At 68.8% G+C, this 24,781-nt stretch carries 24 protein-coding genes; 11 read left to right on the plus strand and 13 right to left on the minus strand.

What is annotated here, in order from left to right:
* The first annotated feature begins 59 nt into the window (after positions 1 to 59).
* Entirely contained in the window at positions 60 to 503 is a 444-nt protein-coding gene (locus AC3WOE_RS05380; RefSeq protein WP_492688830.1) for an OsmC family protein, read from the plus strand.
* On the opposite strand, the gene AC3WOE_RS05385 is transcribed toward AC3WOE_RS05380, so the two are convergent.
* The 8 genes from AC3WOE_RS05385 to AC3WOE_RS05420 all read right to left on the minus strand — a co-directional run bounded on the left by AC3WOE_RS05385 (position 500) and on the right by AC3WOE_RS05420 (position 6,923).
* Positions 500 to 1,276, minus strand: a complete 777-nt coding sequence (locus tag AC3WOE_RS05385; RefSeq protein WP_492688832.1) for an ABC transporter ATP-binding protein — start codon at positions 1,274 to 1,276, stop codon at positions 500 to 502. The genes AC3WOE_RS05380 and AC3WOE_RS05385 overlap by 4 nt on opposite strands.
* Positions 1,266 to 2,027 carry an ABC transporter permease gene (locus AC3WOE_RS05390; protein WP_492688834.1) on the minus strand — a complete coding sequence of 254 codons (762 nt, stop codon included), beginning with the start codon at positions 2,025 to 2,027 and terminating at the stop codon, positions 1,266 to 1,268. Before AC3WOE_RS05390 ends, AC3WOE_RS05385 begins: the two co-directional genes overlap by 11 nt.
* On the minus strand, positions 2,024 to 2,446 hold the full coding sequence (locus AC3WOE_RS05395) for a cupredoxin domain-containing protein (RefSeq protein ID WP_492688835.1): 423 nt from the start codon (positions 2,444 to 2,446) through the stop codon (positions 2,024 to 2,026). The genes AC3WOE_RS05390 and AC3WOE_RS05395 overlap by 4 nt, the downstream gene beginning before the upstream one ends.
* Before the next feature lie 8 nt (positions 2,447 to 2,454).
* A complete protein-coding gene (locus tag AC3WOE_RS05400; protein ID WP_492688836.1) occupies positions 2,455 to 3,042 on the minus strand; it encodes an SCO family protein in 588 nt (195 codons plus the stop codon).
* Positions 3,039 to 4,067 carry an ABC transporter substrate-binding protein gene (locus AC3WOE_RS05405; protein WP_492688838.1) on the minus strand — a complete coding sequence of 343 codons (1,029 nt, stop codon included), beginning with the start codon at positions 4,065 to 4,067 and terminating at the stop codon, positions 3,039 to 3,041. Before AC3WOE_RS05405 ends, AC3WOE_RS05400 begins: the two co-directional genes overlap by 4 nt.
* A gap of 165 nt (positions 4,068 to 4,232) precedes the next feature.
* A complete protein-coding gene (locus tag AC3WOE_RS05410; RefSeq protein ID WP_492688840.1) occupies positions 4,233 to 5,504 on the minus strand; it encodes a Glu/Leu/Phe/Val family dehydrogenase in 1,272 nt (423 codons plus the stop codon).
* Between the two features lie 199 nt (positions 5,505 to 5,703).
* Entirely contained in the window at positions 5,704 to 6,294 is a 591-nt protein-coding gene (locus AC3WOE_RS05415) for a hypothetical protein (RefSeq protein WP_492688842.1), read from the minus strand.
* A gap of 17 nt (positions 6,295 to 6,311) precedes the next feature.
* Positions 6,312 to 6,923 carry a hypothetical protein gene (locus tag AC3WOE_RS05420; RefSeq protein ID WP_492688844.1) on the minus strand — a complete coding sequence of 204 codons (612 nt, stop codon included), beginning with the start codon at positions 6,921 to 6,923 and terminating at the stop codon, positions 6,312 to 6,314.
* A 179-nt stretch (positions 6,924 to 7,102) separates the two neighbouring features.
* On the opposite strand from AC3WOE_RS05420, the gene AC3WOE_RS05425 reads away from it, so the two are divergent.
* The 3 genes from AC3WOE_RS05425 (at position 7,103) to AC3WOE_RS05435 (ending at position 12,675) form a co-directional block, all read left to right on the plus strand.
* Positions 7,103 to 9,094, plus strand: coding sequence for a cation:proton antiporter (locus AC3WOE_RS05425; protein WP_492688846.1), 1,992 nt, complete (start codon positions 7,103 to 7,105; stop codon positions 9,092 to 9,094).
* A 139-nt stretch (positions 9,095 to 9,233) separates the two neighbouring features.
* Complete coding sequence (locus tag AC3WOE_RS05430; protein ID WP_492688848.1) at positions 9,234 to 10,496, plus strand: acyl-CoA dehydrogenase family protein; 1,263 nt, start codon at positions 9,234 to 9,236, stop codon at positions 10,494 to 10,496.
* 76 nt (positions 10,497 to 10,572) lie between these two features.
* On the plus strand, positions 10,573 to 12,675 hold the full coding sequence (locus tag AC3WOE_RS05435; protein ID WP_492688850.1) for a DUF1631 family protein: 2,103 nt from the start codon (positions 10,573 to 10,575) through the stop codon (positions 12,673 to 12,675).
* Here AC3WOE_RS05435 and AC3WOE_RS05440 read toward each other — a convergent pair.
* Complete coding sequence (locus tag AC3WOE_RS05440; RefSeq protein ID WP_492688852.1) at positions 12,672 to 13,445, minus strand: esterase/lipase family protein; 774 nt, start codon at positions 13,443 to 13,445, stop codon at positions 12,672 to 12,674. The genes AC3WOE_RS05435 and AC3WOE_RS05440 overlap by 4 nt on opposite strands.
* A 142-nt stretch (positions 13,446 to 13,587) precedes the next feature.
* On the opposite strand from AC3WOE_RS05440, the gene AC3WOE_RS05445 reads away from it, so the two are divergent.
* From AC3WOE_RS05445 to AC3WOE_RS05455, 3 genes are all read left to right on the plus strand, one after another.
* Positions 13,588 to 13,983 carry a DUF2177 family protein gene (locus AC3WOE_RS05445; protein WP_492688854.1) on the plus strand — a complete coding sequence of 132 codons (396 nt, stop codon included), beginning with the start codon at positions 13,588 to 13,590 and terminating at the stop codon, positions 13,981 to 13,983.
* Positions 13,984 to 14,094: 111 nt separating this feature from the next.
* Positions 14,095 to 14,328, plus strand: coding sequence for a DUF2805 domain-containing protein (locus tag AC3WOE_RS05450; RefSeq protein WP_492688856.1), 234 nt, complete (start codon positions 14,095 to 14,097; stop codon positions 14,326 to 14,328).
* A gap of 1 nt (position 14,329) precedes the next feature.
* Positions 14,330 to 15,565, plus strand: a complete 1,236-nt coding sequence (locus tag AC3WOE_RS05455; protein WP_492688858.1) for an AGE family epimerase/isomerase — start codon at positions 14,330 to 14,332, stop codon at positions 15,563 to 15,565.
* A 9-nt stretch (positions 15,566 to 15,574) separates the two neighbouring features.
* Here AC3WOE_RS05455 and AC3WOE_RS05460 read toward each other — a convergent pair whose 3' ends face one another.
* Complete coding sequence (locus tag AC3WOE_RS05460) at positions 15,575 to 16,927, minus strand: Kelch repeat-containing protein (protein WP_492688859.1); 1,353 nt, start codon at positions 16,925 to 16,927, stop codon at positions 15,575 to 15,577.
* Between the two features lie 99 nt (positions 16,928 to 17,026).
* Between AC3WOE_RS05460 and AC3WOE_RS05465 the strand changes: the two genes are divergently transcribed.
* Positions 17,027 to 17,938, plus strand: coding sequence for a LysR family transcriptional regulator (locus AC3WOE_RS05465; RefSeq protein ID WP_492688860.1), 912 nt, complete (start codon positions 17,027 to 17,029; stop codon positions 17,936 to 17,938).
* Here the strand turns inward: AC3WOE_RS05465 and AC3WOE_RS05470 are convergent.
* Both AC3WOE_RS05470 and AC3WOE_RS05475 read right to left on the minus strand, forming a co-directional pair.
* Entirely contained in the window at positions 17,935 to 18,309 is a 375-nt protein-coding gene (locus AC3WOE_RS05470; RefSeq protein ID WP_492688861.1) for a cupin domain-containing protein, read from the minus strand. The two genes, AC3WOE_RS05465 and AC3WOE_RS05470, sit on opposite strands and share 4 nt — an antisense overlap.
* A gap of 83 nt (positions 18,310 to 18,392) precedes the next feature.
* Positions 18,393 to 19,967 carry a phosphoethanolamine transferase gene (locus AC3WOE_RS05475; RefSeq protein WP_492688862.1) on the minus strand — a complete coding sequence of 525 codons (1,575 nt, stop codon included), beginning with the start codon at positions 19,965 to 19,967 and terminating at the stop codon, positions 18,393 to 18,395.
* 258 nt (positions 19,968 to 20,225) lie between these two features.
* On the opposite strand from AC3WOE_RS05475, the gene AC3WOE_RS05480 reads away from it, so the two are divergent.
* Positions 20,226 to 20,429, plus strand: coding sequence for a hypothetical protein (locus AC3WOE_RS05480; RefSeq protein ID WP_492688863.1), 204 nt, complete (start codon positions 20,226 to 20,228; stop codon positions 20,427 to 20,429).
* A gap of 5 nt (positions 20,430 to 20,434) precedes the next feature.
* Here the strand turns inward: AC3WOE_RS05480 and AC3WOE_RS05485 are convergent, their stop codons facing one another.
* Positions 20,435 to 22,486, minus strand: coding sequence for an oxidoreductase (locus tag AC3WOE_RS05485; RefSeq protein ID WP_492688864.1), 2,052 nt, complete (start codon positions 22,484 to 22,486; stop codon positions 20,435 to 20,437).
* A gap of 191 nt (positions 22,487 to 22,677) precedes the next feature.
* Here AC3WOE_RS05485 and AC3WOE_RS05490 point away from each other — a divergent pair, with 191 nt between their 5' ends.
* Both AC3WOE_RS05490 and AC3WOE_RS05495 read left to right on the plus strand, forming a co-directional pair.
* Positions 22,678 to 24,003 (plus strand): DUF4397 domain-containing protein, encoded by a 1,326-nt coding sequence (locus AC3WOE_RS05490; protein ID WP_492688865.1) that lies wholly within the window; start codon positions 22,678 to 22,680, stop codon positions 24,001 to 24,003.
* 81 nt (positions 24,004 to 24,084) lie between these two features.
* Positions 24,085 to 24,774: a hypothetical protein gene (locus AC3WOE_RS05495; RefSeq protein ID WP_492688866.1), complete on the plus strand. Its 690-nt coding sequence runs from the start codon at positions 24,085 to 24,087 to the stop codon at positions 24,772 to 24,774.
* The last annotated feature ends 7 nt before the right edge of the window (positions 24,775 to 24,781 follow it).

Genomic DNA, 24,781 nt, shown 5'->3' on the forward strand with positions numbered 1-24,781 from the left:
CCGGGGCTGCATCGAGGTTCGATACATTGATCGCCAATTCACTTCCCAGGGGCCTTTCGATGGAAAACCCAAGCGTCACCCTGACTCAGCGCCAGGGCTATCAGTTCGAACACCACTACGGCGCCAGCATCCCGGTGCTGCTGTCCGACGAGCCCGTGCCCTTCGGTACGGGCCTCGGGCCCGACCCGGTCGAGCTGCTGGCCTCGGCCGTCGGCAACTGCCTGAGCGCCTCGCTGTGGTTCGCCTGCCAGAAGTACAAGGACGATCCCTCGCCGCTGCGAACCGAGGTCAAGGCGACGGTAGGCCGCAACGAGCACGGCCGCAATCGCGTGCAAGGGCTGGAGGTCGACCTGCACCTGGGCAAGCCGGCCGCCGAACTCGGCCACATCCAGCGCGTTCTGGAGACCTTCGAGGACTTCTGCACCGTCACCCAGAGCGTGGCGCCGGCGATTCCGGTCACGCTGCGGGTGCTGGACAGCAGCGGCGCGCTGCTGAAAGGCTAGGCCGGCATTTCCAGGCCCAGCTCCTTGAGGATGGCTTCGCGCAGCTGATCCATCTCAGGGCTGATGAGGCGCCGCGGATGCGGCATGTCCAGCTCGAAGCGGGCCTGGATGCGCGTCGGCCGCGGTGACAGCACCAGGATGCGGTCGGCCATGTAGAGGGCCTCGTCGACGTCGTGGGTGATCAGGAGCACGGTGTGCTTCTCCTCGGCCAGGATGCGCAGCAGCTCGTTGCGCATGCGCAGGTTCATCAGTGCATCCAGGGCCGAGAAGGGCTCGTCCAGATACAGGATCTCGGGCTTGACGATGAAGGCCCGTGCCAGCTCTACGCGCTTGAGCATGCCGCCCGACAGTTCGTGCGGGTAGGCGTTCTCGAAACCCGTCAGGCCGACCATGGCCGCGTAATGGTCGGCCAGCTTGATGCGCTCGGCATCGTCGCCATGCTCCTGGCCGGTCAGGCCGAACATCAGGTTCTGCTGCACGGTCAGCCAGGGGAAGACCGAGCCGTATTGCGAGATGACGATGCCCTGCGGGCTGGGACCCGGATGGGGCTTGCCGTCGATGAGCAGCGAACCGCCGTCGGGCTTCTCGAAGCCGGCCAGGATGTTCATCAGCGTCGACTTGCCGCAGCCCGAGGGGCCGACGATGGCGACGAACTCGCCCTCGGCGACTTCGAAGTCGATGCCGTCGATGACGGGCAAGGTCGCACCCTTGGCGGCCTTGAAGCTCTTGCGCAGGCCGCTGACGGCGATCTTGGGAGGCTTGTTATCGGACATAGCGCCAACGGACCGTTTTGAGTTTTTCTAGCAGGCGCGTGATGCCGTCCAGCATGAGGCCGATGACGCCGATGATGATCATGGCGGCGATGACGAGGTCATAGCGGTTGCCGGCATTGCGCGAGTCCATGATGAGATAGCCCAGGCCCGAGCGCAGCGCGATCATCTCGGCCGCCACCACCACCAGCCAGGCCACGCCGATGCCGATGCGCATGCCGATGATGATTTCCGGCAGCACGGCGGGGATGACGACGCGCCGGAACAGCACGCCGCGCGTGACGCCGAAGTTGGCCGCCGCGCGCAGATAGCGCCTGTCGATGGTGTGCACGCCCGAGGTCGTCTGCACGATGAGCGGGAACACCGACGAGATGAAGATCAGGAAGATGGGCGACACGTCGCCGACGCCGAACCACAGGATGGCCAGCGGAATCCAGGCGATGGGCGAGATGGGCCTCAGCATCTGGAAGATGGGATTGAAGGTGCGGTAGGCGCCGGCCACCCAGCCCATCCACAGGCCCAGCGGGATGCCGACGAGCATGGCCAGGCCGAAGCCGATGCCGACGCGGTAGAGCGACGCGGTAATGTGCTCCCACAGCGTGCCGTCCTGGGCCAGTTCCAGCGTGCCGGTGACCACCTGCCACGGTGTCGGGAAGATCGGGCTCTCGTTGTAGACGACGATCCACCACCAGAAGGCGATGACGATGGCGATGACGGCCAGAGGCGGCAGGATCTTGCCCAGGCGTGAGTTCAAGTGAGGGTCTCCGTGGCGGTCTTGTTGTTCTTCCAGTGCCGCCAGCGCCACTGCAGCCGCGGCCAGCCGGCCTCGGGCGTGGGCGCGACGATGACGGCCATCTGGCCGCTGGCGTGCGCGCTGCAGGCAAAGCTGTAGGTCGAGGCGACCTCGAAGGGCAGGCGAAAGCTCTGCCCCGGCATGATCAGCACCGGCCCGAACTGCTGCGGCACTTCGTCGTGGTTGCGCAGCAGCAGCTGGTCGTTGAGCCCGAGCGTCAGGTGGATGGTGTCGGGCAGGATCTCGATCTTGTCGCCGGCCATGCGGCGGGCATAGGTGCCCTTCGGGATCTCGAAGAGCTCATCGCGCGTGGCGGGCTCAAGCGGGGCGAAGGCGGCCCAGGCAAGTGGTGCCAGCACGACGACCGGCAGGAGCCACAACAGGCGCTTCACTTCGTGGCCAGCAGCAAGCTGAGGTCGTGCACGAAGTCCTTGGCCTCGTGGCCATAGGGCATCATGGCCCGCAGCTTGCCGCTGCGGTCGATCAGCCAGACCGAGGTCGAGTGGTTCATGCCGTAGGCCGCATTTGCTGCATTCGCTGGCTTGGGCGCGATCTTCTCGGCGACGACGCCATAGCGCTTGCGCATGGCGGCCAGCTTGTCGGGCGCCTCGGTGCCGCCGATGAAGGTCGGGTCGAAGGCCGTCAGGTATTGGCGGATGCGATTCACGTCGTCGCGCTCGGGGTCGACGGTCACGTAAACGACCTGCACATCGGCGGCATCCGTGCCCAATGCTTTGCGCGCCTGGGCCAGAGTGGCCAGCGTGGTCGGGCAGACCTCGGGGCAGTTCGTGAAGCCGAACACCAGCAGCACCAGCTTGCCCTTGAAGCGGGCGAGGCTCAGGGCGGCACCATCGCTGCCCCTGAGAGCGAACTCGGGCGCGGCCTGGGCGGGCTCGAAGACGCCGGCCTTCAATCTCTCGGTCGCTGCCATCGCAGATAGCGGCAGCGAGGCCAGCAACAGGGCGCGACGCTTCATAGCGGAATCGGCGCCGCCTTGGCCGCCTTGACGAAGCTGTCGTCCACGTATCTCTCGTAGGCCACCGGTGTCTTCAGCGTGCCGGCCTCGATGGACAGCTGCATCAGCTCGTCGAACTCGGCGCGGATCATGCGCAGGTCGCCGTAGGTCACGCGGTCGGTCGGGTTCTCCATCACGAAGCGCAGGATGTTGGGGTCCTGGTTGAAGAACTTGCGGCCGGCGGCGATCTGGATGGCCTTCTCGCGGTTGCCCTGCTGCAGGTCCAGCCAGTTGCCGGCGCCCTGCACATGGTCGACCAAGTTCTGCACCAGCGGCCGGTTGTCCTTGATGAGTTCCTCGCGCACGGTCAGCACGCAGCAGATGTAGTTGCGCCACTCGTCGCGCGTCATGCGCAGGGGCTTGGCGTAGCCTGCGCGCTGGGCCGCGGCGCCGAAGGGCTCGCCGGTGCAGTAGCCGTCCACCGCCTTGGCGAACAGGGCCGCCGGCATGTCGGGCGGCGGCATCTCGACGATCTGGATGTCCTTGGGCGTCATGCCCTCCTGGGCCAGCATCTTGCGCAGGAACAGGAAGTCCACCGCGAAGCGGCTGGGGATGGCGATGCGCTTGCCCGTCAGGTCCTTGAACTTCTTGTAGGGCGAGTCGGTGCGCACCATGATGACGGCACCCGAGCGGTGGCCCAGCGACACGATCTTGACCGGGATCTTCTTGTCGGCCAGGTCCATGACCAGGGGCGCCAGCATGTAGGCGGCCTGGATGCCGCCCGTCATCAGCGACTCCTTGATCTCCGGCCAGCCGTTGTACTTGCTGTACTCGAACTGGAAGGCCGAGCTGCCGGCCGCCTTGTTGCTGGCGGCGCGTGCCGAGCAGGCGACGGGCAGGGTCAGATTGCAGGTGACGGGCAGGCCGCCGACGATGAGCGGGCCGGAGGCGGCCACGGCGGGCAGGCCCAGCACGGGCAGGGCCGAAGCGACCGCGCCGCGCAGCAGCTGGCGTCGGCCCAGGCCGGTCGGGAGGGATTCGGGCATTTCAGGGGTCATGACAGCGCTTGCAGCAATGTGCCTGCTTGGCGCGGGCTGTCCATCCGGGGTGACCGAATTGTGCCTACGTACCTACCTGTGCCCTATTTGTAGAAATGAAAAGCCGCCAGGCCTTGCGGCGGCTGGCGGCGTCTTTGCCGGGGCGGCCGGGCTTTACGGATACAGACCGCGCTCTTCGCGCGCCTGCAGCACCCGCGTGCAGGCGACCGTGAAGGCGGCGGTGCGCAGCGGGATCTTGTGCTGCTCGCCCGTCTCCCAGATGTGCTTGAAGGCGCCGATCATGATCTTGTCCAGGCGGACGTTGATCTCATCCTCGGTCCAGAAGAAGGACGAGAAGTCCTGCACCCACTCGAAATAGGACACGGTCACGCCGCCGGCGTTGGCGATCACGTCGGGCACGACGACGATGCCACGGTCGGCCAGCACGGCCTCGCCGTCCGGCGTGGTCGGGCCATTGGCGCCTTCCAGCACCAGGCGGGTCTGGATGCGCTGGGCGCGCTCGGCGGTGATCTGGCCTTCCAGGGCGGCCGGGATCAGGATGTCGCTCTTGATGTCCCAGAAGTCTTCGTTGGCGATCATGTCGCCACCCTTGAAGCCGGCCACGCCACGGGTCTGGGCCACATGGTCGAGCAGGCTCTGCATGTCGAAGCCGTTGTGGTTGACCAGGGTGCCGGTGTGGTCCTGCACGCAGACGATCTTGGCGCCATTGGCGGCGAACAGCTTGGCGGCGATGGAGCCGACGTTGCCGAAGCCCTGCACGGCGACGCGGGCGCCTTCCATGTCGATGTTGAGGCGGCGCATGGCTTCACGGCCGACGACGAACACGCCGCGGCCGGTGGCGGCCACGCGGCCCAGCGAGCCACCCAGGGGGATGGGCTTGCCGGTGACGACGCCGGTTGCCGTGGCGCCGACGTTCATCGAGTAGGTGTCCATCATCCAGGCCATGATCTGACCGTTGGTGTTGACGTCGGGGGCCGGGATGTCCTGGTTGGGGCCGATGATGATGCCGATCTCGCTGGTGTACCGGCGCGTAACCTTTTCCAGTTCCTTCATCGACAGCACCGACGGATCGAGGCGGATGCCGCCCTTGGCGCCGCCGTAGGGCAGGTTGACGGCGGCGTTCTTGATCGTCATCCAGCCCGACAGGGCCATCACTTCTTCCAGCGTCACGTCGGGGTGGTAGCGCACGCCACCCTTGCCCGGGCCGCGCGTCAGGCTGTGCTGGACGCGGTAGCCTTCATAGTGGGCGATGGTGCCGTTGTCCAGCTCGATAGGGATGTCGACGATGAGGGCGCGCTTGGGGCGGCGCAGGGTTTCGACCCAGCGGCTCAGGGAGCCCAGATAGGGTTCGACGGCGTCGATCTGCGACAGATAGGTCCCCCACGGACTGTTGCGAGTGGGCGAGACAAACGACAGGTTGGGCATGAAATGCTCCGTAACTTTTAGTGGGCCGAACGGTATCCCGAAGACCGGCCCCGCCACCACGACTTGTCTAGCCAAGTGCTCATGCGCTTATGCAAGCAACGCATGGCATCGGTTTCCCGTGCCTGAATTCACGGCCCAGACCACGGACGGGCAACAAAAAACCCGGCCGGAGCCGGGTTGCCTGCAGCGTGCGATGGCCTTACGGAGCCAGCGCGCGCCTGAAGTCGGCGTCGTCGAACAGCTTGCCGACCAGCGTCTTGTAGAGGGCGGTGTACTGGTTCATGGCCGCCGGGATGGCGACGGCGCCGACAAAGGACGATTCCCACGAGGCCTCGGCGACGACCTCCTTGTCGAACACCGTTTTGCCATCGCGCTTGACCTGGATCTTGGCCGCCAGGCGGCCCTTGCCGGTGCCGATGGCGGCGTCGACCATGCTGTCGGTGAGCTGGCCCTCGATGACGGCCTTGGACTTCGGGTCCAGCAGGCGCGCTGCACTCAGCTCTGCGGTGATCTCGTCGCGCAGTTGGCCGGAGAAGCTGCCGTTGGTGGGGCTGAGCGAGGAGCCGCGCAGACCGCTCAGCGAGGTGTCCATGGCTGCGGGCTTGCCGGCGGCCAGCGTGAAGCTGCCGACCTGGGTGGGGGTGATCTTGGCGGCGCGCAGCTTTTCGGCGTTGGCCGCGCTGGGTGCCGGCGCGGGCATCTTCACGGACGCGCAGCCGGTCATGGCAGCGAGGGCGGCAATCAGCGCCAGGCGGCGCACGAGCGTTTTGGAAAGGAATTGGGTATTCATGATGTCGGATCTCGGCTTCACTTGAAGTTGGCGTCTTGGGACAGGTCGTTCAGCACGTTGCTGACGATGTCGGTCGTCATCTGATAGACGGCCTGCTTGCCATCAGGCATCTTGGTGGCATTGCCCGGCGTGGCGGCGGCGCCCATGGTGGTGTGGATCGCATGGCGGGCCTGCTTGGTCACGGCTGCCGCGTCGTTGCCTGATCGATATGAAGCGGTGCAGACATAGCCATCCGACACCTGAGAACCGGCCAAGCCGAAGGTCAGGCCGGTGACGAAGCCCTTGGAGAAAGCGTTGTCCGTCAGCGGCACGTTATTCAGGGTGATGCTGAGCAGGGCGCCATTGGCCACCGCGTTGGAGCCGACCTCGCTGAACAGGCCACTGGACTTGACCTGGGCGATCACGCGATCGCGCAGGAAGGCCGTCGCCTGGGCGTTCGCCACGCCCTTGGTCTGGAAGTCGAACAGCACCTGGACCGGGGCCGGGCTGGCCGGCCTCTTGAACTGGGTGGCGGGCACTTCCTTGGTCGTGCCGTCCAGATAGACGCTGGCACAGCCCCCCAACAGGGCCGAGGTGGCCAGGAACAGGCCAAGCGCGGCACGCCGCGCCCAATCTTGCAGAGCAAACATGAGATCTCCCTTGTGTTGACTGGCGCGCCGGGCGGCGCACCTCTTCTTCTGCACGGCCTTGCCCGACTGCTTGTTTCAGGTAGGGCAACGGCGGCGCGCGGACTATAGGGAGCAGCCTCGACGCCTCATGTCGGCAATATCCCGAAAAGCCGTGCCGAGGTGCCGAATACCATCCGGTCGTGACCTCCCTCGACCTCGCCCTGCTCTATCTCGTGGCCGCCGTCTTCGGGGTGGTCATCTGCCGCTCCCTGAAGCTGCCGCCCATGCTGGGCTATCTGGCTGTCGGTGTGCTGATCGGCCCGAACGCCCTGGCCTTCGCCCACGATTCGGCCAGCATCCAGTACCTGGCCGAGTTCGGCGTCGTCTTTCTGATGTTCGCCATCGGTCTGGAATTCAACCTGCCCAAGCTGAGGGCGCTGAAGACGGCCGTTTTCGGCATCGGCATGGCCCAGGTGGTGCTGACCATTGCCGGCGCCGTCGTCGGCAACACCCTGCTGATTGCCGGCTTCGCCCTGCTGGGCCTGGCCTGGCAGATGAGCTGGGAAGGCGCCCTGGTGCTGGGCTCGGCCATGGCCATGAGTTCGACGGCCATCGTCGTCAAGCTGATGGCCGAGCGGCTGGAGCTGGAGAGTCCGCACGGCAAGCTCGTCATGGGCGTGCTGCTGTTCCAGGACCTGGCCGTCGTGCCCCTGCTGGTGCTGATCCCGGCGCTGAACAGCAGCGGCAGTGAAATGATGAGCGCCCTGGCCTGGGCCGGACTGAAGGCGGCCGCCCTGCTGACTCTGCTGCTCTACGGCGGCCAGAAGGTCATGCGCTGGTGGCTGACCCTGGTGGCCCGACGCAAGAGCGACGAGCTCTTCATGCTCAACCTGCTGCTGGTGACCCTGGGCCTGGCCTGGCTGACCGAGCATTTCGGCCTCAGCCTGGCCCTGGGCGCCTTTGTCGCCGGCATGTTGATCTCGGAGACCGAATACCGCCACCAGGTGGAAACCGACATCCGGCCCTTCCACGACGTGCTGCTCGGGCTCTTCTTCATCACCATCGGCATGAAGCTGGACTGGCGGCCGCTGGTGGACAGCTGGTGGCTGGTCATCCTGCTGACCCTGGGTCCCGTCGTCGCCAAGTTCGCGCTGATCGCCGGCCTGGCCCGGTTGTTCAAGTCGCCACCCGGCGTGGCGCTGCGCACCGGCCTCTACCTCGCCCAGGCCGGCGAATTCGGCTTCGTGCTGCTGACCCTGGGCGCCCAGCAGGGCCTGGTCGCGCCGCAATGGGTCAGCCCGGTGCTGGCCAGCATGGTGCTGTCCATGCTGATCACGCCCATCCTGGTCATGTACAGCAACCGCATCGTCATGAAGCTGTCCAGCAGCGACTGGCTGATGCAGTCGGTGCAGCTGACCACCATCGCCAAGAAGAGCATCAAGGCCGAGGCCCACGTCATCATCTGCGGTTACGGCCGCTCGGGCCAGAACCTGGCCCGCCTGCTCGAGGGCGAGCACATCCCCTATATGGCCCTGGACCTCGACCCCGACCGCGTGCGCCAGGCGGCGGCGGCCGGCCAGAGCGTGGTCTTTGGCGACGCGGCCAAGGTGCAGAGCCTGATGGCGGCCGGCCTGGCGCGCGCCAGCGCCGTCGTCGTCAGCTATCACGACACGCCGTCGGCGCTGAAGATTCTTCACCTCGCGCGTGAGCACGCGCCCAAGGTGCCCGTCATCGTGCGCACCATCGACGACACCGATCTCGAGAAGCTCAAGGCCGCCGGCGCCACCGAGGTCGTGCCCGAGGCCATCGAAGGCTCGCTGATGCTGGCCTCGCATGCGCTGGCCCTGGTCGGCGTGCCGATGCGCCGCGTCATCCGCATCACCCGTGATGCGCGTGACAAGCGCTACGGCCTGCTGCGCGGCTACTTCCACGGCGCCGACGACGACACCGTCGACGAACTTGACCAGGCCCGCCTGTCGTCCATGACCCTGCCCACTGCCAGCCCGCATGCCGGCAAGCTGCTCGACGACCTGGCCTTGCATGCCCTCGGTGTCGCCGTGGTGTCGCTGCGGCGCGCCAGCGGCAAGGGCCTGCTCGTCGAGGGCGCCACGCTGGCGGGCGGCGACACCCTGGTCCTCAGCGGCAGCCCGCAGGCCCTGGCCCTGGCCGAAGAGAAGCTGCTCGCCGGCTGAGGGCGGTCGAGGCTGCCACCGTCTCGTCGGCGACAGCGGGGCGAGGCGGCGGCGCCACGGGCTTCTTCCTGATGCCTCGGTGACAAGCGCCCGCCGCCGGCTGAGCCAAACTGGCGGCACACGAACACGGAGCCGCGGCATGAACTTCGACTACAGCCCCAAGGTTGAACAGATGCGCGAGCGCCTGCTCGCCTTCTTCGACGAGCACATCTACCCCAACGAGCGCCGCTATCTGGAAGAGGTCGAGGCCAACCGCCGCGCCGGCAACGTCTGGCAGGCGACCAAGGTTATCGAGGAACTCAAGCCCAAGGCCCGCGCAGCCGGCCTGTGGAACCTCTTCCTGCCCAAGTCCAGCCGGGCGCCCGAGGGCCTGTCCAATCTGGAATACGCGCCGCTGTGCGAGATCATGGGCCGCGTGTTCTGGGCCCCCGAGGTCTTCAACTGCTCGGCGCCCGACACCGGCAATATGGAGACGCTGGAGCGCTACGCCAGCGAGTCGCTGAAGGACAGGTGGCTGGAGCCCCTGCTGCGCGGCGAGATCCGTTCGGCCTTCCTGATGACCGAGCCGGCCGTGGCCTCCAGCGACGCGACCAACATCGAATGCCGCATCGAGCGCGATGGCGACGACTACGTCATCAACGGCCGCAAGTGGTGGAGCTCCGGCGCCGGCGACCCGCGCTGCGCCGTCTACATCGTCATGGGCAAGACCAATCCCGACGCCGGCAGGCATGAGCAGCAATCCATGATCGTCGTGCCGGCCAACGCGCCCGGCATCACCGTCGTGCGGCCGCTGTCGGTGTTCGGCTATGACGATGCGCCCCACGGCCACATGGAAGTCGAGCTGAAGAACGTGCGCGTGCCGGCCGGCAACATCCTGCTCGGCGAAGGCCGCGGCTTCGAGATCGCCCAGGGCCGCCTCGGCCCGGGCCGCATCCACCACTGCATGCGCTCCATCGGCGCCGCCGAGCGCGCCCTGCAGCTGCTTTGCGAACGCGCCATCGCCCGCACCGCCTTCGGCAAGACCCTCGCCCAGCAGACCGTCACCCAGGAACGCATCGCCGAGTCGCGCTGCATGATCGAGCAGGCGCGCCTCTTGACGCTGAAGGCCGCCTACATGATGGACACGGTGGGCAACAAGGTCGCCAAGGCCGAGATCGCCATGATCAAGATCGTCGCCCCCAACATGGCCCTGCAGGTCATCGACTGGGCCATCCAGGTCTTTGGCGGCATGGGCGTGTCCCAGGACACGCCGCTGGCCATGATGTGGGCCCACCAGCGCACGTTGCGTCTGGCCGACGGTCCGGACGAGGTGCACCGCAACTCGCTGGCCAAGCTGGAACTGGCCAGCCACATGAAGCTGCCGGCCGACAAGGTGCACATGCCGGTCACGCGCGGCGCCTGAACATTGCGCGCCAGAAGCCCGGCAGCAAGGCTTCGCGGCTAGAGTCCGGCTCCAACGAAGGAGTACGGCCTCGGCCATGGAAGTTCACCCGCAGTTCGACCATCACGTCCGCTACCTGGAGTCGCAGGCCCTGCCGTTCGCCACCGGCTGGGTCGAGGCCATGCTGCAGGCGATGCGTGACCCGGTCGAGGCCGGCCTGGGCGGGCTGGACCGCAAGCATCTGTCCGGCCTGCTGCGGGCCACCGAACCGCTGCGCATGCACATCGGCGAATGCCTGGCCGGCCATCTGATGCACGGTGTGCAGGGCGCCGAAGCGCGTGCTCTCGGGCGGGGCGGCGCCGCGTCGGCGCTGAGCGGCTTCGACATCGACGAGCTGACCCTGGTCGACGAAGCCCAGGCCGAGAAGGACATCGAGATCTCCCGTGTCGTGCAGCTCGCCGACCTCAAGCTCGAATGGGAGCTGCGCGAGCTGCAGGGCCTGGCCGCCTTGATGCTGCCCGAAGTGCCCTGGGGCGAGGACCCGACCGCTTGCGGGCCGGCCGTGTTCGCGCGAGCCATCTGCCAGACCATCTACGAGCAGGTGCTGGAGCCCGAGCAGCAGGCGCTGTGGATGCGTATTGCCGGGCCGACGCTGGTGGCGCAATTGCGACCCTTCCTGGCGGTCGTGACCCAGCAGCTCAAGGCAGCCGGCCTGCAGGCGCCGCGTTACCGCACCATCCTGGCCCCCAACTCCAGCGCCGTCCTCAAGGACGCACCGGCCGCGGCCGGCGATGCGGCGATGCCGGCCATCCCGCCCGAGCAACTGCAGGCGCTGCTGCGCAGCATGCCGCTGCTGCAGCGCGGCCTGCCCGGCGGCGGCATGCGTGCAGCCATGCCGACCCTGCCGCGCGCTGCGGGCGAGGCCGAATTCCAGCTGCAGCCCATGGGCGAGAGCGCTGCCGAGGCCGCGAGCGTGAGCCATGCGCTGCTCGGCCGCTTGTTCGAGCGCCTGCTGGCCGACCCGCAGGTGGCGCCCGCGTTGCGCGGCTCCATCGCGCGGCTGGAGGCGCCGGTGCGCGAGCTTGCTGCCAGCGACCCCGGCGTGCTCAGCTCGGAGCAGCACCCGGCCTGGGCCCTGATCAACAGGATCGCGGGGCATTCGAGTTCCCTGCCCGCCCACGATGCCGGGCGCGGCGAGGCCTTCCAGCGCTTCGTCGACCCGCTCGTCGCCCGGCTGACCCAGGGTGTGCCGGACAAGCCCGAAGCCTATGCCGAGGCCCTGCAGCAGGTGCAGACCTTCATCGACGACGAACAGCAGCAGCAGATCGAACGTACGCGGCCGGCCATGGACGCGCTCGGCCAGAAGGAGGCCGAGCACCGCGTGCTGCCGCTGCTGCGCGACCAGGTCGAGGTGCAGCTCGGCAAGGCCCAGGAGGTCAGCCCCACTGTGCAGACCTTCCTGCGCGGCCCGTGGATCGAGGTGCTGGCCAAGACTATGGCCACCGAAGGCGCCGAGTCGCCGGAGGCCCAGGCCCTGGTCGACACCGTGGACGAACTGCTGGCCAGCCTGCAGCGGCCCGAGACGGCGGCTGCGCGGGCCGACCTGAGGAGGCGCCTGCCAACGCTGATCGGCCGCGTCCAGCAGGGCATGGCCCTCATCGACCTGCCCCAGCAGCACCGCAACCGCGTGCTGGCCGAGCTGATGCAGACCCACCGCCGCCATCTGGCCGAGCGCAGCGAGGAAGCGGCACCGCCGCCGCCCGAAGCGGTCCCGCAGGCGGTGGCGGCAGCGGTGCCGGTCCCGCCCGCGCCCGAGCCTGCCCCCGAATCCGAGGCAGGCGCATTGCGCGACTGGCAAGGCCACGACACCCATATCGGCGCGCTGCCGACGGTACCGATGCAGCTCGACGGCTCCGCCGACGGCGACCCGGCCAGCGACTGGATCGACGCGCTTCGCCCCGGCCAGCGCTGCAAGCTCAACCTCCAGGGCGTGTGGGCCACGTCCCAGCTGGCCTGGGTGAGCGACAACGGCGCCTTCTTCATGTTCACCAGCAACCTGGCCGGCGGCATGCACTCCATGACCCGGCGGGGTCTCAGGCGATTGCGCAGCGAAGGCCTGGCCACCGACGTGGCCGAGGCCAGCCTCGTGCAGCGCGCGCTGGGCGGCCTGCTGCAGGAGCTGGGCGCCGCGCCGCGCTAGGCGGGTGTTGGGTACGCCTGGTTTGCGCGCCCGCAACCCAGCACGCCGGTGACGCGGCGCAGGACTTCCGGTGCCCAGCCCATGCCCATGTGGCTGGCCTGCACCTCGATGTCTCGCGCCAGAGGAAAGCGCTGCCCGTGGGTGCAGGCTTCCCAGGCGACGACGCCGTCGCGCCGGCTGTAGAGCGACACGGTGGGCACGGGCGGCGGCTCGGCCAGGCGCGCGCGCAGCGCCGCCTCGTTGGGCGCGTGCTGGCCGTTGAGCAGGCGGAACAGCCAGCCGACATTGGTGTCGTCCACGCAGCCGTTGAAGGGCGTGCCGATGGTGATGACGTGATGGACTCGGTCATGCCAGCGCTTGGCCAGTTCGCGGGCATAGAAGCCGCCCAGGCTCCAGCCGACGAAGCTGACCTCGCGCGCCGGCGCGACGCGCTCGTGCAGCGACTCCGCCAGCTTCTCCAGCCAGGCATCGACGTCGCCGCGCGGGCCGGTGTTGGTGCCCTGGCCCCAGTCCAGGGCCCGGAACCCGGCACGTTCCAGATGCCGGCGCAGCGGCCACAGCGTCAGGCCATCGGTCCCGAGGCCGGGGAAGAGCACGACGGTGTGGCCCTTGCCGACCTGCGTTGGCGCCTTGCCCCATTGCATCAGGGCCTGCCACGCTTCCAGCGTCGCGCGCGCCGGCTCGGACGCCAGCAGCGACAGCGCCGGCCTCCGGCTGGGCGCGATAACGGGCTTGGGGGTCAGGATCACGGTCGGTGTGGTGGTGGTCATGGCCGCGGGGCGTGAGCCGGTGATCAGTCGATGGTCCCGATGCTGGCGTGCCGCTTCTTGCCGTGGTGCCAGCGCGGCGCCACAGCCGCTGTAGGACGGCACTGGCCCGGCGGCTGCGGCACTCCAGGCACACTTGCCTGCCATGAACGCTTTCCTCAAGCCCTACGCCGCCGCCCTGCTCGTCATGGGGGTGCTGGACGCGCTCTGGCTGGGCTGGCTGGCCCGCGACTTCTATCGACAGGAGATCGGCGCCCAGATGGCCGACCCCATCCGGTGGGCGCCGGCGCTGGCCTTCTACTTCGCCTATCCCGCGGCCCTGGTGGCCCTGGCCGTCTTCCCAGCCGGCCAGCCCCTGGGCCTGCAGATCGCGCGCGCCGCCCTCGTCGGCCTGGTGGCCTATGGGGTCTATGACCTGACCAATCTCGCGACGCTGCGCCACTGGCCCCTGAAGCTCGCCCTGGTGGACGCGGGCTGGGGTGTCTTCGCCAGCACGCTGGTCGGTGCCGCCGCGGCCTGGGTCGCCCAGCGTTTCGGCTGAGCTGACGCCCCCCCTCGTCCGAGGGGGTGCCGACAAGTGGCCCGGCGCTCGGCCGTCCTGCTTTCGCGAAAGCGCGTCAGAGGGGCCGAGAAGGCCTGCAAAATCGCGCGAATGGCAAAGCCCGCCCCCAAGCTCAACCCGGAAGAAGTCAAGCGCGTCATCGCCACCGCTTTCGAAGACACGCCGCCCTACAACAAGGTGCTGCTGACCCATGGCATCGGCCATGGCGAGCTGGTGGCCCTGCTCAAGCGCGAGCTGACGCCGGCGGCGTTCAAGCTCTGGACGGCCCGCGGCAAATCGTCCAAGGGTCCGACCAAGCGCGCCACCTGGCCCCACGGCCGCTGACATGACGATGCAGCGCCGCTCCATCCTTGCCCTGCTGGCCTCCCTGGCCACGCTGGCCGCCTGCAGCGACCCGGACGCCCGCATCCGCAACCGCATCGATACCGGCTGGCACCGCGACGACCTCGAAGCGCTGATGCTGCATTGGCACAGTCAGGCGGTGCGGCCCGACGGCAGTTTCCAGCTGGCCTTCGACCGGGCCTGGAAGCCGCAGCCGCAGCCCGAGCTGGAGCTGACCGGCCAGGCCCGACTTGTCTACGCCTTTGCGGCGGCCCACGAATTCATTCCGGATGCGGGTTATCTCAAGGTGGCGCGGCACGGCGCCGACTACCTGCTGCAGCGCTTCCGCGATCCCGCCAACGGCGGCTTCTTCCACACCGTGGGACCTGACGGCCAGCCCAAGGCCGCCCTCAAGCGGGCCTATGGCCACGCCTTCACGCTGCTGGCCCTGTCCGAGGTCTACCGCATCGGCGGCGACGTGCGCTACCGCGACGCGGCCCTGCAGGCCTGGCGCGAGATCGAGCTCGGCTTCTTCGATCCGGCAGGCGGCCTCTACAACGAGTGCGAACGCGACTTCAAGCCCCTGCCCGGCTTGCGCACGCAGAACCCGCTGATGCACATGTTCGAGGCGCTGCTCGCGCTGCGCGACGCCACCGGCGACAAGCTGGCCGAGACCGGCGCCCGCCGCGTCGGCGACTTCGTCGTCAACCAGTTGATGCAGGGCCAGGCCGAGGGCAGCGCCCACATCCCCGAGTGGTACGACGAGAGCTGGAAGCCGCTGGCAACCAAGGCGGCGGGAGGCTATATCGACTTCGGCCACCAGTTCGAGTGGAGCCATCTGCTGACAACGGGTGCGGTGGTCTCGCCCATCTATGCCCAGGTGGCCGAGCGCGTGCTGTCCTATGCCCTTTCCTCGGGCTATGACGACAACGAGGGCGGTTGCGGCCTCAGGGCCTTTCCCGACGGCGGCAAGGCCGACACGAGCAAGGGCTGGTGGCAGCAGGCCGAGTGCCTGCACGGCGTGATGGTCGCGGCCAAGGAGACGGCGCGCAACGACCTGTGGCGGCGCTACGAGCAGACCCAGGAGCTGATCAAGAAGCAGCTCGTCGATGCCGAATACGGTGGCTGGCGCGCCGCCGAGGTGCTGCCTTGCAAGAGCGGCGGCTGCAAGGACGTGCAGCCCGATCCTTATCACATGGTGAGGCTGCACCAGGCAGCCTTGAAGCTGGCCAGCGGCTGAGCGAAGGCCTTACTCGTAGAGCAGGGCGCCCTGCGCGGCGCTGCCGTCGGCGGCATCACCGCCCAGGATGAGGACGCGACCGTCCAGCAGGGCCGAGACCGTGTGCCAGGCGCGGCCGGCCGGCATGGCCGCGAGGGGCTGGGCCACGCCATCCGGGGCGTAGGCGCCGGCCGAAGGGCTGGCCGCATCCGCTGGCGTCTGGCCGCCGAACAGGCGCACCCGGCCATCCGGCATCAGCAGGCTGCGCACCAGGCTGCGCGGCTGCTCGAGCCGGCCTACTTCGGTCAGCCGCTGGGCGGCCGGGTCGAAAGCCAGCACCGTGTCCAGCGGCTCGAAGGCGTCGTCGCCGCGCACCTCGCCGCCCAGCACGAGGACACGCCCGTTGGCGAGCGCGTGGGCCGAATGCATCGAGCGGCGCTCTTCGTTCAGGGGCGAGGCGACGCGGTCGAAGCGCTCGGTGCGCGGGTCGAAGATCTCGGCCAGGCGCTGCGCGGGGCCGACATGGTCGCCGCCGACGATGAGGACACGGCCATCGGCCAGCCGTGTCGCGCTGGCGAACTCGCGAGCATTCGCCATGCGGTCGGCGACGAGTCGAAAGCGCCGCGTCGCCGGGTCCCAGAGCTCGACACTGTTGCTCTGGTAGCCACCGACGACAAGGACGCGACCATCGTCCAGCGCCACGGCCGCGTGGCGGATGCGCAGGCGTGACGGCCAGCCCGCGGCTTCGGCGGTGCCGCTGGCAGGGTCGATCAGCTCGGCGAAACCGCCGCTGCTGAGGCCGACGGTGCCGCCGAGCACGAGGATGCGGCCGTCCGACAGGCGCGTCGCCGTGTGCAGGGTGCGGCCGGTGTACAGGCTGCCGATGCGGCTGAAGCGGCGTGTCACCGGGTCGTAGCGGTCGATGGCTTCGGAGCTCGTCGACAGGCCGCGCGAGCCGCCGATAACGAGCACGCTGCCGTCCGCCACCGTGACGGCTGCGTGGTATTGCAGCGGCAAAGGGGGGCCATCGAGGGCGACATAGCGGTTGCGGTAGGCCGGCTGGACTTCCAGCTCGCGGCGCGCGCTCGTCTGCCCCGCAGCCTCGACGATCAACGTGTAGCGCCGCGCCGCAGCCAGCATCGGCGTGCGCACCGGAACCCCGCTTTGCACCGGGCCGATGTCGGGCTCGATGCGCCCCTGTCCGCCGCTGAAGACGGCCGTGATCTGCACCGTCTCGCCGACGCGGGCCTCGCCCGCCTCCAGGCGCTGCACCGCGGGCTCGCCCGTCATCGGTGCCGAGCCGTCGCCGCCTCCGCCGCAGCCCGCCAGGCTCAAGCCCAGCCCGGCCATCAGCACGGCGCGTCGGGTGTTTTGCTGTTCCATGTTGCTCTCCCTGCAAACGCCGCCATTGCGCGGCAAGACCGGCATGCTGGGGCGCCGTGGCGCGGCCGTGAATTGCCGAATTGGTGATACCTTTTCGGCATGACGCAGCCCGGCCACCGCAGCATCGACATCCGCCAGCTGCGCTATTTCCTCGTGCTGGCCGAGGAGCTGAATTTCCGCCGCGCCGCCGAGCGCCTGCATCTGACGCAGCCGCCGCTGTCGCGCCAGATCGCCGCGCTGGAGGCAGCTCTCGGCGTGACCTTGCTGGACCGCGATGGCCCGGCGACGCGGCTGACAGCGGACGGCCGGCGCGCCCAGGCCGCCTTCGCGGCGGCCGTCCAAGCCTTCGATGCCGCCCTGGTGCATGCTGCCGGCGGCGCCGACATCGACAGGCCCTTGCGCCTGGGCCTGCCCTGGTGGGTGGACCTGAGCAGCTTCCAGGCCATGGACAGTGCCTGGCGCGAGGCTTCCGGCCGGGCGGCGCTGGAGCCGGTGCTGGAGATCGGGCCCAAGCTGCTCGATGCCCTTCGGCAGGGGGCGCTGGACGCGGCACTGATCGCGATGCCGCATGAACTGCACGGCCTGCGCCATGTGCCGGTGGCCCGGTTGCGCCATGTCGCCCTGGTGCCCAGCGCCAGCCCGCTGGCGCGCAAGCGGGCGCTGCGCCTGCGCGATCTCGAAACCCTGCCGGCTTTCCTGCGCTTTCCCAAGCGCCAGAACCCGTCGCTGTGGATGCACTACCAGCGTCAGTACGAGGCCGCGGGCTTCCGTCCTGCCGTCGAGGCCGAGGCACCGGGCACGACGGCCACGCTGGCGCAGATCGCCGCCGGCCGTGGCGGCACGTTGATGCCGGCCGCCATGGCCCGCCAGCGCTATGCCGGCGTCGCCTGCCGTCGACTGCTCGACGAGGTCAGCGTCGACATCCATCTCGTCTTCACGGATGCGCTGGAGCCGGGCTGGGTCGAGGCGCTGACAGTCCAGCGTCGCCTGTTCGAAGCCGCCCTGGGCTAGGCCTGGCCGAGTTGCTCCTCGATGGAGCGCGTTTTCTCGTTGGGCGAGTCGCCGCTGTGCAGCGTCGACTTGCGCTCCACCAGCATCAGCAGGCATTCTTGCTCGGCGACCGGGCAATGCTCCACGCCGCGCGGCACGACGAACATCTGGCCGGCCTCCAGCGTGACGGCGCCTTCGCGCATCTCGATGCGCAGCCGGCCGCGCAGGATGTGGAAGAGCTCGTCCTCGTCCGGATGGCGGTGCCAGCCGAAGGTCCCCTGCACCTTGGCCACCTTGACGTAGTTGTCGTCGAAGGCGCCGATGACGCGCGGCGACCAGAACTCGGTCAGGCTGGCGGCGACGTCGACGGGGCTGATGGCGGCGGTGGGCATGGCGGCTCCTGGATGGACTTTCCAGCCTACCCGATCCGCCTCGCGCGAGGGAAATCGACTCCGACCCCAATTTTGGTTTGGACTCAGCGGATGTCGTCGTAGTTCCAGCCGGGGCCGTCGATCTGGCGCAGGCGGCGCGGGCGCGGGCGCCAGTCCGGCGAGCGCAGGCTTTCGGCGGGCGAGATGCCGTCGGCGTCGACGCCGGCGAGGTCCAGCAGCGTCGGCATCAGGTCGACATGGCTGATCGGGGCCGTGCGGCGTTGCTGCAGCAGCGACAAGGCCTCGGGCCAGCGGCGGCGGTAGGCGTCATTGGCCCAGAAGAACAAGGGCACCGTCGTATCGGCCTTCGACGGATCGGTCAGCGCATGCATGAAGCGCTGGCGCTCGTCGTCGAAGAGGTTTTCGCCATGGTCCGAGGTGAAGACCAGCAGGGCCGGCACGGGATCGGCGCGCAGCGCGGCGAGGGTGCGCATCAGGAAACGATCCAGCACGACCAGCGTGTTGTCGTAGGAGTTGATGGTCTCGGCCTTGTGGGCTGCGCCCGGCCAGCCGCTGACGCCCGCGTCGGCCAGCGTCGGCGTGAAGCGCCGGTCCTGGGCGTCGTAGCGCTCCTCGTAGGGGAAGTGGCTGCCGATCATGTGCAGCACGATGAACTGGCGTGGCCCCGCCTGGCGCAACAGGCCCTCGAACGGCGGCAGCAGCGCGGCATCCATGCGCAGGTGGAATTCGTAGTCGCTGCGCGCGAAGTCCGCCACGTCGGCGTCGCTGATCAGGTCCGAGTTCTCCTGGTTGGACAGCCAGGCGGAGTGATAGCCGGCCTCGCGCAGGGTACGCACCAGGCCGGCCTTGCCGCGCTCGCCGAGCGGCCGGCCGACGATGCCGGGCACGGCGAAGCCGGTCCAATGCGCTGTCGAGGCGACGTCGTCAAACAGCAGCAGCTCGTTGCGTGCGGCGGCCAGGCCAGGGGTCGTGTCGCGCCCGTAGCCGTAGACGCTCAAGTGATCGGGGCGCACCGATTCGCCGATGACGAGGACGAGGTGCAGCGGCGCGTCGGCCGAGCCGGGGCGGGCCCGGCCGTGCAGCGAGACGGTCGGCTTTTCGCGCCGGTCCTGCTCGAGCACGCGTTGCAGGCTGGCCGCGAGGTTCAAAGGAAAGACCCGGTCAGCCGTGGCGCGCGTGAAGAACGCGGGCAGGCTCAGCTGCTGGGGCAGGGCCTGCTGCACCACCAGCGACAGGCAGGCCACGCCCAGCAGGCCGGCCAGCCAGCCCTTGCGGCCCGCCAGCCGCCAGCGCCGGTCGACGCGCCAGGCGAGCAGGGGATAGGCCAGGGCCAGGACCGCCCAAGGCAGGATCCAGGCGCCGAATCCGCTCACCACCTCCAGGCTGCGCGTGGGCGCCGTGTGCAGCGCCGCCGCGACCAGGGCGTCACCCGGGACGGCCCCCAGGCTGAGGCAGAGGTAGACATAGGGCGGCAGCAGCAGCACCGCAGGCGTCCAGGCCAGCAGGGCCCAGCGCAGGCTGCCAAGCAGGGTGGGCAGCAGCGCCAGCAGCCACAGGGACAGGCCCAGCGTGGCCAGGCGTTCGCGCAGGTCCAGCCCGGCGCTGCCCAGGGCGACGGCCAGGCCGGGGCTCAGCAACAGCACCAGCAGCAAGGCCACCAGTCCGCGTTGGGCCGGAGACGGGCGAAATGGAGCTGCAGGTCGGATCAAGGCGGTGGGGGGATGAAAAGCGCCGCGAGCTTAGCGCGGCTGTCTCCCCCTTTTGGGGGAGGAAGGGGGAAAGGCGGGGGGGTGGTGGGGCGGCTTCTCCCCCCTCGCTCCACCCTCCGGGTGATGTCCCGAAAACGGCCCGGCCGCGATGCTGACGGCATGGCATTGAACACGACGCCACCCCTTCAAAAACGCGGAGCCGACACCATGCAATTCTTCAACTCGCAGTCGACCTGGTCCGACTCCAAGCTGCCCCAGGCCGCGCTTCGTTGCATCAACACCGGGGCCGGCGCCCGCAGCAAGTTGGATTGCGGCTGGTACGACTCCAGCTTCGACCTGGCCCAGGGCCTGGAAGTCCTGGAGCAGGACAACGACACGCTGTACCAGCTCTGGGAACTCTCCCGCAACTGATCCGGCTACAGCGTGCAGGCCAGCTTGGTGCCCTGCAGGATGGCCCGCTTGGCGTCCAGCTCGCCGGCCTCGAGCGCGCCGCCGATCAGGTGGACGTTGACGCCCGCGGCCTTCAGGGGTGCCTCCAGCTCGCGCAGCGGCTCCTGGCCGGCGCACAGCACGATGGTGTCGGCCTCGATGAGCTGGGCATCCTTGCGCTGCTCGCCATAGCTGACCCACAGGCCCTCGGGCGTGATCTGCTCGTAGTTGACGCTGGCCAGCATGTCGACGTTCTTCATCTTCAGCGCGGCGCGATGGATCCAGCCCGTCGTCTTGCCCAGGCCCGCGCCGGGCTTGCCGGCCTTGCGCTGCAGCAGCGTGATCTGGCGCGTCGGCGCATCCGGTGCCGGGCGCAGCAGACCGGCCCGCACTTGCTCCGGATCACCCACGCCCCAGTGGCGACGCCAGGCGGCCGGGTCCAGCGTCAGCGAATGGCCGGCCTCCAGCAGGTACTCGGCCACGTCGAAGCCGATGCCGCCGGCGCCGACGATGGCCACCCGCTTGCCCACCGGCTTGCCGTGGCGCAGCACGTCGATATAACTCAGCACCTGGCCGCGGGCAGCGCCCTCGTCCTGGCCCTTGATCTTCGGGTTGCGGGCGCTGACGCCGGTAGCCAGCAGCACTTCGTCGAAGCCCTTCAGGTCCTCGGCCGAGACCCGGCGGTTCAGCTGCAGCTCGACACCGGTGACCTGGATGCGCCGGCCGAAGTAGCGCAGCGTCTCGCTGAACTCCTCCTTGCCCGGGATGCGCTTGGCCATGTTGAACTGGCCGCCGATCTCGGCCGCCGCATCGAACAGCGTCACCGCATGGCCGCGCTCGGCCAGCGTCGTCGCAGCGGCCAGGCCAGCCGGGCCGGCGCCGACGACGGCAATGCGCTTCTTGGCGCCATTCACCGGCTTGATCACGATCTCCTGCTCATAGGCCGCCCGCGGGTTGACCAGGCAAGTCGAGATCTTCTGCGCGAAGGTGTGGTCCAGGCAGGCCTGGTTGCAGGCGATGCAGGTGTTGATCTCGTCCGCCCTGCCCTGGCGCGCCTTCTTGACGAACTCGGAGTCCGCCAGGAAGGGCCGCGCCATCGACACCATGTCGGCGCTGCCGTCGGCCAGCACGCCCTCGGCCACCTCGGGCGTGTTGATGCGATTGCTGGTGATCAGCGGCGTGTTGATGCCCTCTTCCCGCAGCTTGGCGCGCAGCTTGGCGGTCACCCACGCAAAGCCGGCGCGCGGCACGCTGGTCGCGATCGTCGGGATGCGCGCCTCGTGCCAGCCGATGCCGGTGTTGATGATGGTGGCGCCGCTGCGCGACACGCGCCGCGCCAGCTCCACCACCTCTTCCCAGCTGCTGCCGTTGGGCACCAGGTCCAGCATGGACAGGCGGTAGATGATGATGAAGTCCGGCCCCACGGCCTCGCGCATGCGGGCCAGGATCTCCAGCGGCAGGCGCATGCGGTTCTCGTAGGAGCCGCCCCAGGCGTCGCTGCGCTGGTTGGTGTGTTCCACCAGGAACTGGTTGATGAAATAACCCTCGCTGCCCATCACCTCCACGCCGTCGTAGCCGGCCTCGCGGGCCAGCTTGGCGCAGCGGATGAAGGCCTTGATCTGGCGCTCGATGCCGCGCGGGCTCAGCTCGCGCGGCGTGAAGGGCGAGATCGGGCTCTGGATGCGCGACGGCGCCACGCACAGCGGCGAGTAGCCGTAGCGGCCGGTGTGCAGGATCTGCAGCGCGATCTTGCCGCCCTCGGCGTGCACGGCGTCGGTGATGATCTTGTGGCGGCGCGCGGCGCCCGAGGTCGCCAGCGTGCCGGCAAAGGGCTTGGCCCAGCCTTCGATATTGGGCGCGAAGCCGCCCGTGACGATCAGCCCCACTTCTCCCTTGGCGCGCTCGGCAAAGAAGACGGCCATGCGCTCGAAGTGTTTTCGACCATCCTCCAGGCCGGTGTGCATGCTGCCCATCAGCACGCGGTTCTTCAGCGTCGTGAAGCCGAGGTCCAGGGGGGCGAGGAGGTGGGGATAGTTCATTTCGCGGATGCTAGCGAGGCGTTGGCGCCGGAATTGGAGAGTTCTCCTCACCCCTAATGGAAGTCCCCTAGCAACAGTTCTTCACCCGCCGCTAGGAGGTGGAAATCGTGCCATCCTCGGCTTGAGTTCTAATCGCGAGTCCGCGTTTTCGGCATTCAGCCCGGCGGTTTGGTTTTTTCGGAGAGTTTTCGATGCGATTCACCCCTTGGGCCACCCGACTGGTCCTGACGCTGAGCCTGTCGGCCACCGCCTTCCTGACCGCCTGCGGTGGCGGCGGCAAGGGCAGCAGCGACACGCAAGTGCGCCTGCTCAATGCGACGCGCTCCTATGCCCAGCTGGACCTGACGGTCAACGACAAGGCCATCAACACCAAGGTGGGCTATGCCGCCGTCGGTGAATACGGCACCGTCGACACCAACAACACCGCCACCAAGGTGCTGACCAGCGACGTCGGCACCAGCGTGTCGGCCACGACGCCGACGCTGAGCTCCGGCAGCAACTACACCTTCATCACCTACGGCTTCGCCGGTGCCATCCGCACCACGCTGCTGCAGGAAGCTGAAGTCGTGCCCGACGCCAACAAGGCCAAGCTGCTGGTCCTGAACCTGGCTCCCGACGCCGGCGCGCTGGACGTCTATGTGACGACCGCCACCGACTCCATCGACACCGCCACCGCGCTGACGACCAATCTGCAGGGCGGTGCCGGCTCCGGCTACATCCAGATCAACTCGGGCACCTTCCGTGTCCGCGTGACCGGCTACAACAAGCGCACCGACCTGCGCCTGGACATCCCGGCCGTGACCCTGGACTCGGCCAGCGTGAACACGCTGATCCTGACCGCTTCCGACGGCGGCGTGCTCGTCAACGGCATCAGCGTCGTCCAGAAGGGCGCCGTCAAGAACTTCGCCAACACCCAGAGCCGCGTGCGTACCGTCGCTGCCCTGACCAACGGCGGCACGGTGACCTCGGCCGTCAACGGCCAGACCATGTTCACCGGCGCCATCAGCCCGCTGATCAGCGACTACGTGACGACGGCCTCCGGCGCCACCACGCTGTCGGTGCAAGTGGGTGGCGTGACCTACCCCTTCACGGCCCCGACGCTGACGGCCGGCAAGGACACCACGCTGCTGGTCTGGGGTGACGTCTCGGCGCCCAAGATGTCGGTGCTGGACGACGACAACCGCCTGCCCACCATCAGCGGCAACGTGAAGATCCGCATGGTCAACGCCATCGCCGCCCAGACGGCCGGTGTGTCGCTGAACGTCGACTTCAGCACCATCGCGTCCAACGTGCTGCCGGGTACGGCCTCCACGCCGAACAGCATCTCGTCCACGACGGCTTCGCAAGTCGACGTGACGGTGCCGACCTCGGCCACGCCGATCTACACCAACGCCACGCTGGCCTTCCCGGCCAACAGCGTCTGGACCTTCTTCGCCGTGCCCAACACGGCCACGACGGCCACGACCAACTCGCCGGTGCCGGGCATGTCCGCCCTGCCCAAGCGCGAGCGCCCGTAAGCGTCAGCAGACCTTCGCAAAAGCCCCCGAGCCTCACGGCCGGGGGCTTTTTTCTTGCCCGCTCGCGGCGAAGATTCGCGCATGCCCGCTCCAACTCGCATTCACCTGCAGCGCCTGCGCCTGCTCTGGCGCAGCGCCGGCTGGCCCAGCCAGGACCTGGTCGAGGTCGAGCTGCTGGCGGCCGGCTGGGTCGAGCGCCTTCAGGAGGCCGACGGCCGCGAGCGCCTGCGCGTCACCGATGCCGGCGTCGCCCACATCGCCGCCTCGCTGACCCGCAACCGCGCGGCGCGCGACGCCCACGAGGGCCTGGTCGAGCGCGTCGCCACCGAGATGCAGCGTGCGGGCCGCATCGCCTGGCGCGGCCTCACGCTGCGTGCCGGCCTGCCCGGGGAGGAGGGCAAGACGCTGTGGGTCAATGCCATGCCCGACGTCTATTCCATCCGCCACAGCACGGTGGAGGACTACCTCGAGCCGGCCATCCACGAGATCAAGGTCAGCCGCGCCGACCTGCTCGGCGAGCTGCGCCGGCCGGCCAAGTCGGCCGCCTATCGGGCCCTGTGCGGCCAGTGCTGGTTCGTCATCAAGGCCGGCATTGCCCAGCCCGAGGAGATCCCGGCCGACTACGGCGTGCTGATTGGCCACGCGAACCATCTCGAGCTGGCCCGGCCGGCGCCCAAGCGCGCCCACAAGCCCGACTTCGCCACCTGGATGGCCCTGGCGCGTGCGACGCCCCTCGCCTCGCCCGAGGATCCGCAGTCCGAGCTTGCCTGAGAAGCTG

The organism is Roseateles sp. FW305-36, assembly GCF_058787015.1.

Bases quoted from the DNA above. Each gene is read 5' to 3' on its own strand.
- AC3WOE_RS05380 (WP_492688830.1), top strand. From the start codon at position 60: ATGGAAAACCCAAGCGTCACCCTGACTCAGCGCCAGGGCTATCAGTTC.
- AC3WOE_RS05385 (WP_492688832.1), bottom strand. From the start codon at position 1,276: ATGTCCGATAACAAGCCTCCCAAGATCGCCGTCAGCGGCCTGCGCAAG.
- AC3WOE_RS05400 (WP_492688836.1), bottom strand. From the start codon at position 3,042: ATGAAGCGTCGCGCCCTGTTGCTGGCCTCGCTGCCGCTATCTGCGATG.
- AC3WOE_RS05405 (WP_492688838.1), bottom strand. From the start codon at position 4,067: ATGCCCGAATCCCTCCCGACCGGCCTGGGCCGACGCCAGCTGCTGCGC.
- AC3WOE_RS05410 (WP_492688840.1), bottom strand. From the start codon at position 5,504: ATGCCCAACCTGTCGTTTGTCTCGCCCACTCGCAACAGTCCGTGGGGG.
- AC3WOE_RS05415 (WP_492688842.1), bottom strand. From the start codon at position 6,294: ATGAATACCCAATTCCTTTCCAAAACGCTCGTGCGCCGCCTGGCGCTG.
- AC3WOE_RS05420 (WP_492688844.1), bottom strand. From the start codon at position 6,923: ATGTTTGCTCTGCAAGATTGGGCGCGGCGTGCCGCGCTTGGCCTGTTC.
- AC3WOE_RS05430 (WP_492688848.1), top strand. From the start codon at position 9,234: ATGAACTTCGACTACAGCCCCAAGGTTGAACAGATGCGCGAGCGCCTG.
- AC3WOE_RS05435 (WP_492688850.1), top strand. From the start codon at position 10,573: ATGGAAGTTCACCCGCAGTTCGACCATCACGTCCGCTACCTGGAGTCG.
- AC3WOE_RS05440 (WP_492688852.1), bottom strand. From the start codon at position 13,445: ATGACCACCACCACACCGACCGTGATCCTGACCCCCAAGCCCGTTATC.
- AC3WOE_RS05445 (WP_492688854.1), top strand. From the start codon at position 13,588: ATGAACGCTTTCCTCAAGCCCTACGCCGCCGCCCTGCTCGTCATGGGG.
- AC3WOE_RS05450 (WP_492688856.1), top strand. From the start codon at position 14,095: ATGGCAAAGCCCGCCCCCAAGCTCAACCCGGAAGAAGTCAAGCGCGTC.
- AC3WOE_RS05455 (WP_492688858.1), top strand. From the start codon at position 14,330: ATGACGATGCAGCGCCGCTCCATCCTTGCCCTGCTGGCCTCCCTGGCC.
- AC3WOE_RS05460 (WP_492688859.1), bottom strand. From the start codon at position 16,927: ATGGAACAGCAAAACACCCGACGCGCCGTGCTGATGGCCGGGCTGGGC.
- AC3WOE_RS05465 (WP_492688860.1), top strand. From the start codon at position 17,027: ATGACGCAGCCCGGCCACCGCAGCATCGACATCCGCCAGCTGCGCTAT.
- AC3WOE_RS05470 (WP_492688861.1), bottom strand. From the start codon at position 18,309: ATGCCCACCGCCGCCATCAGCCCCGTCGACGTCGCCGCCAGCCTGACC.
- AC3WOE_RS05480 (WP_492688863.1), top strand. From the start codon at position 20,226: ATGCAATTCTTCAACTCGCAGTCGACCTGGTCCGACTCCAAGCTGCCC.
- AC3WOE_RS05485 (WP_492688864.1), bottom strand. From the start codon at position 22,486: ATGAACTATCCCCACCTCCTCGCCCCCCTGGACCTCGGCTTCACGACG.
- AC3WOE_RS05490 (WP_492688865.1), top strand. From the start codon at position 22,678: ATGCGATTCACCCCTTGGGCCACCCGACTGGTCCTGACGCTGAGCCTG.
- AC3WOE_RS05495 (WP_492688866.1), top strand. From the start codon at position 24,085: ATGCCCGCTCCAACTCGCATTCACCTGCAGCGCCTGCGCCTGCTCTGG.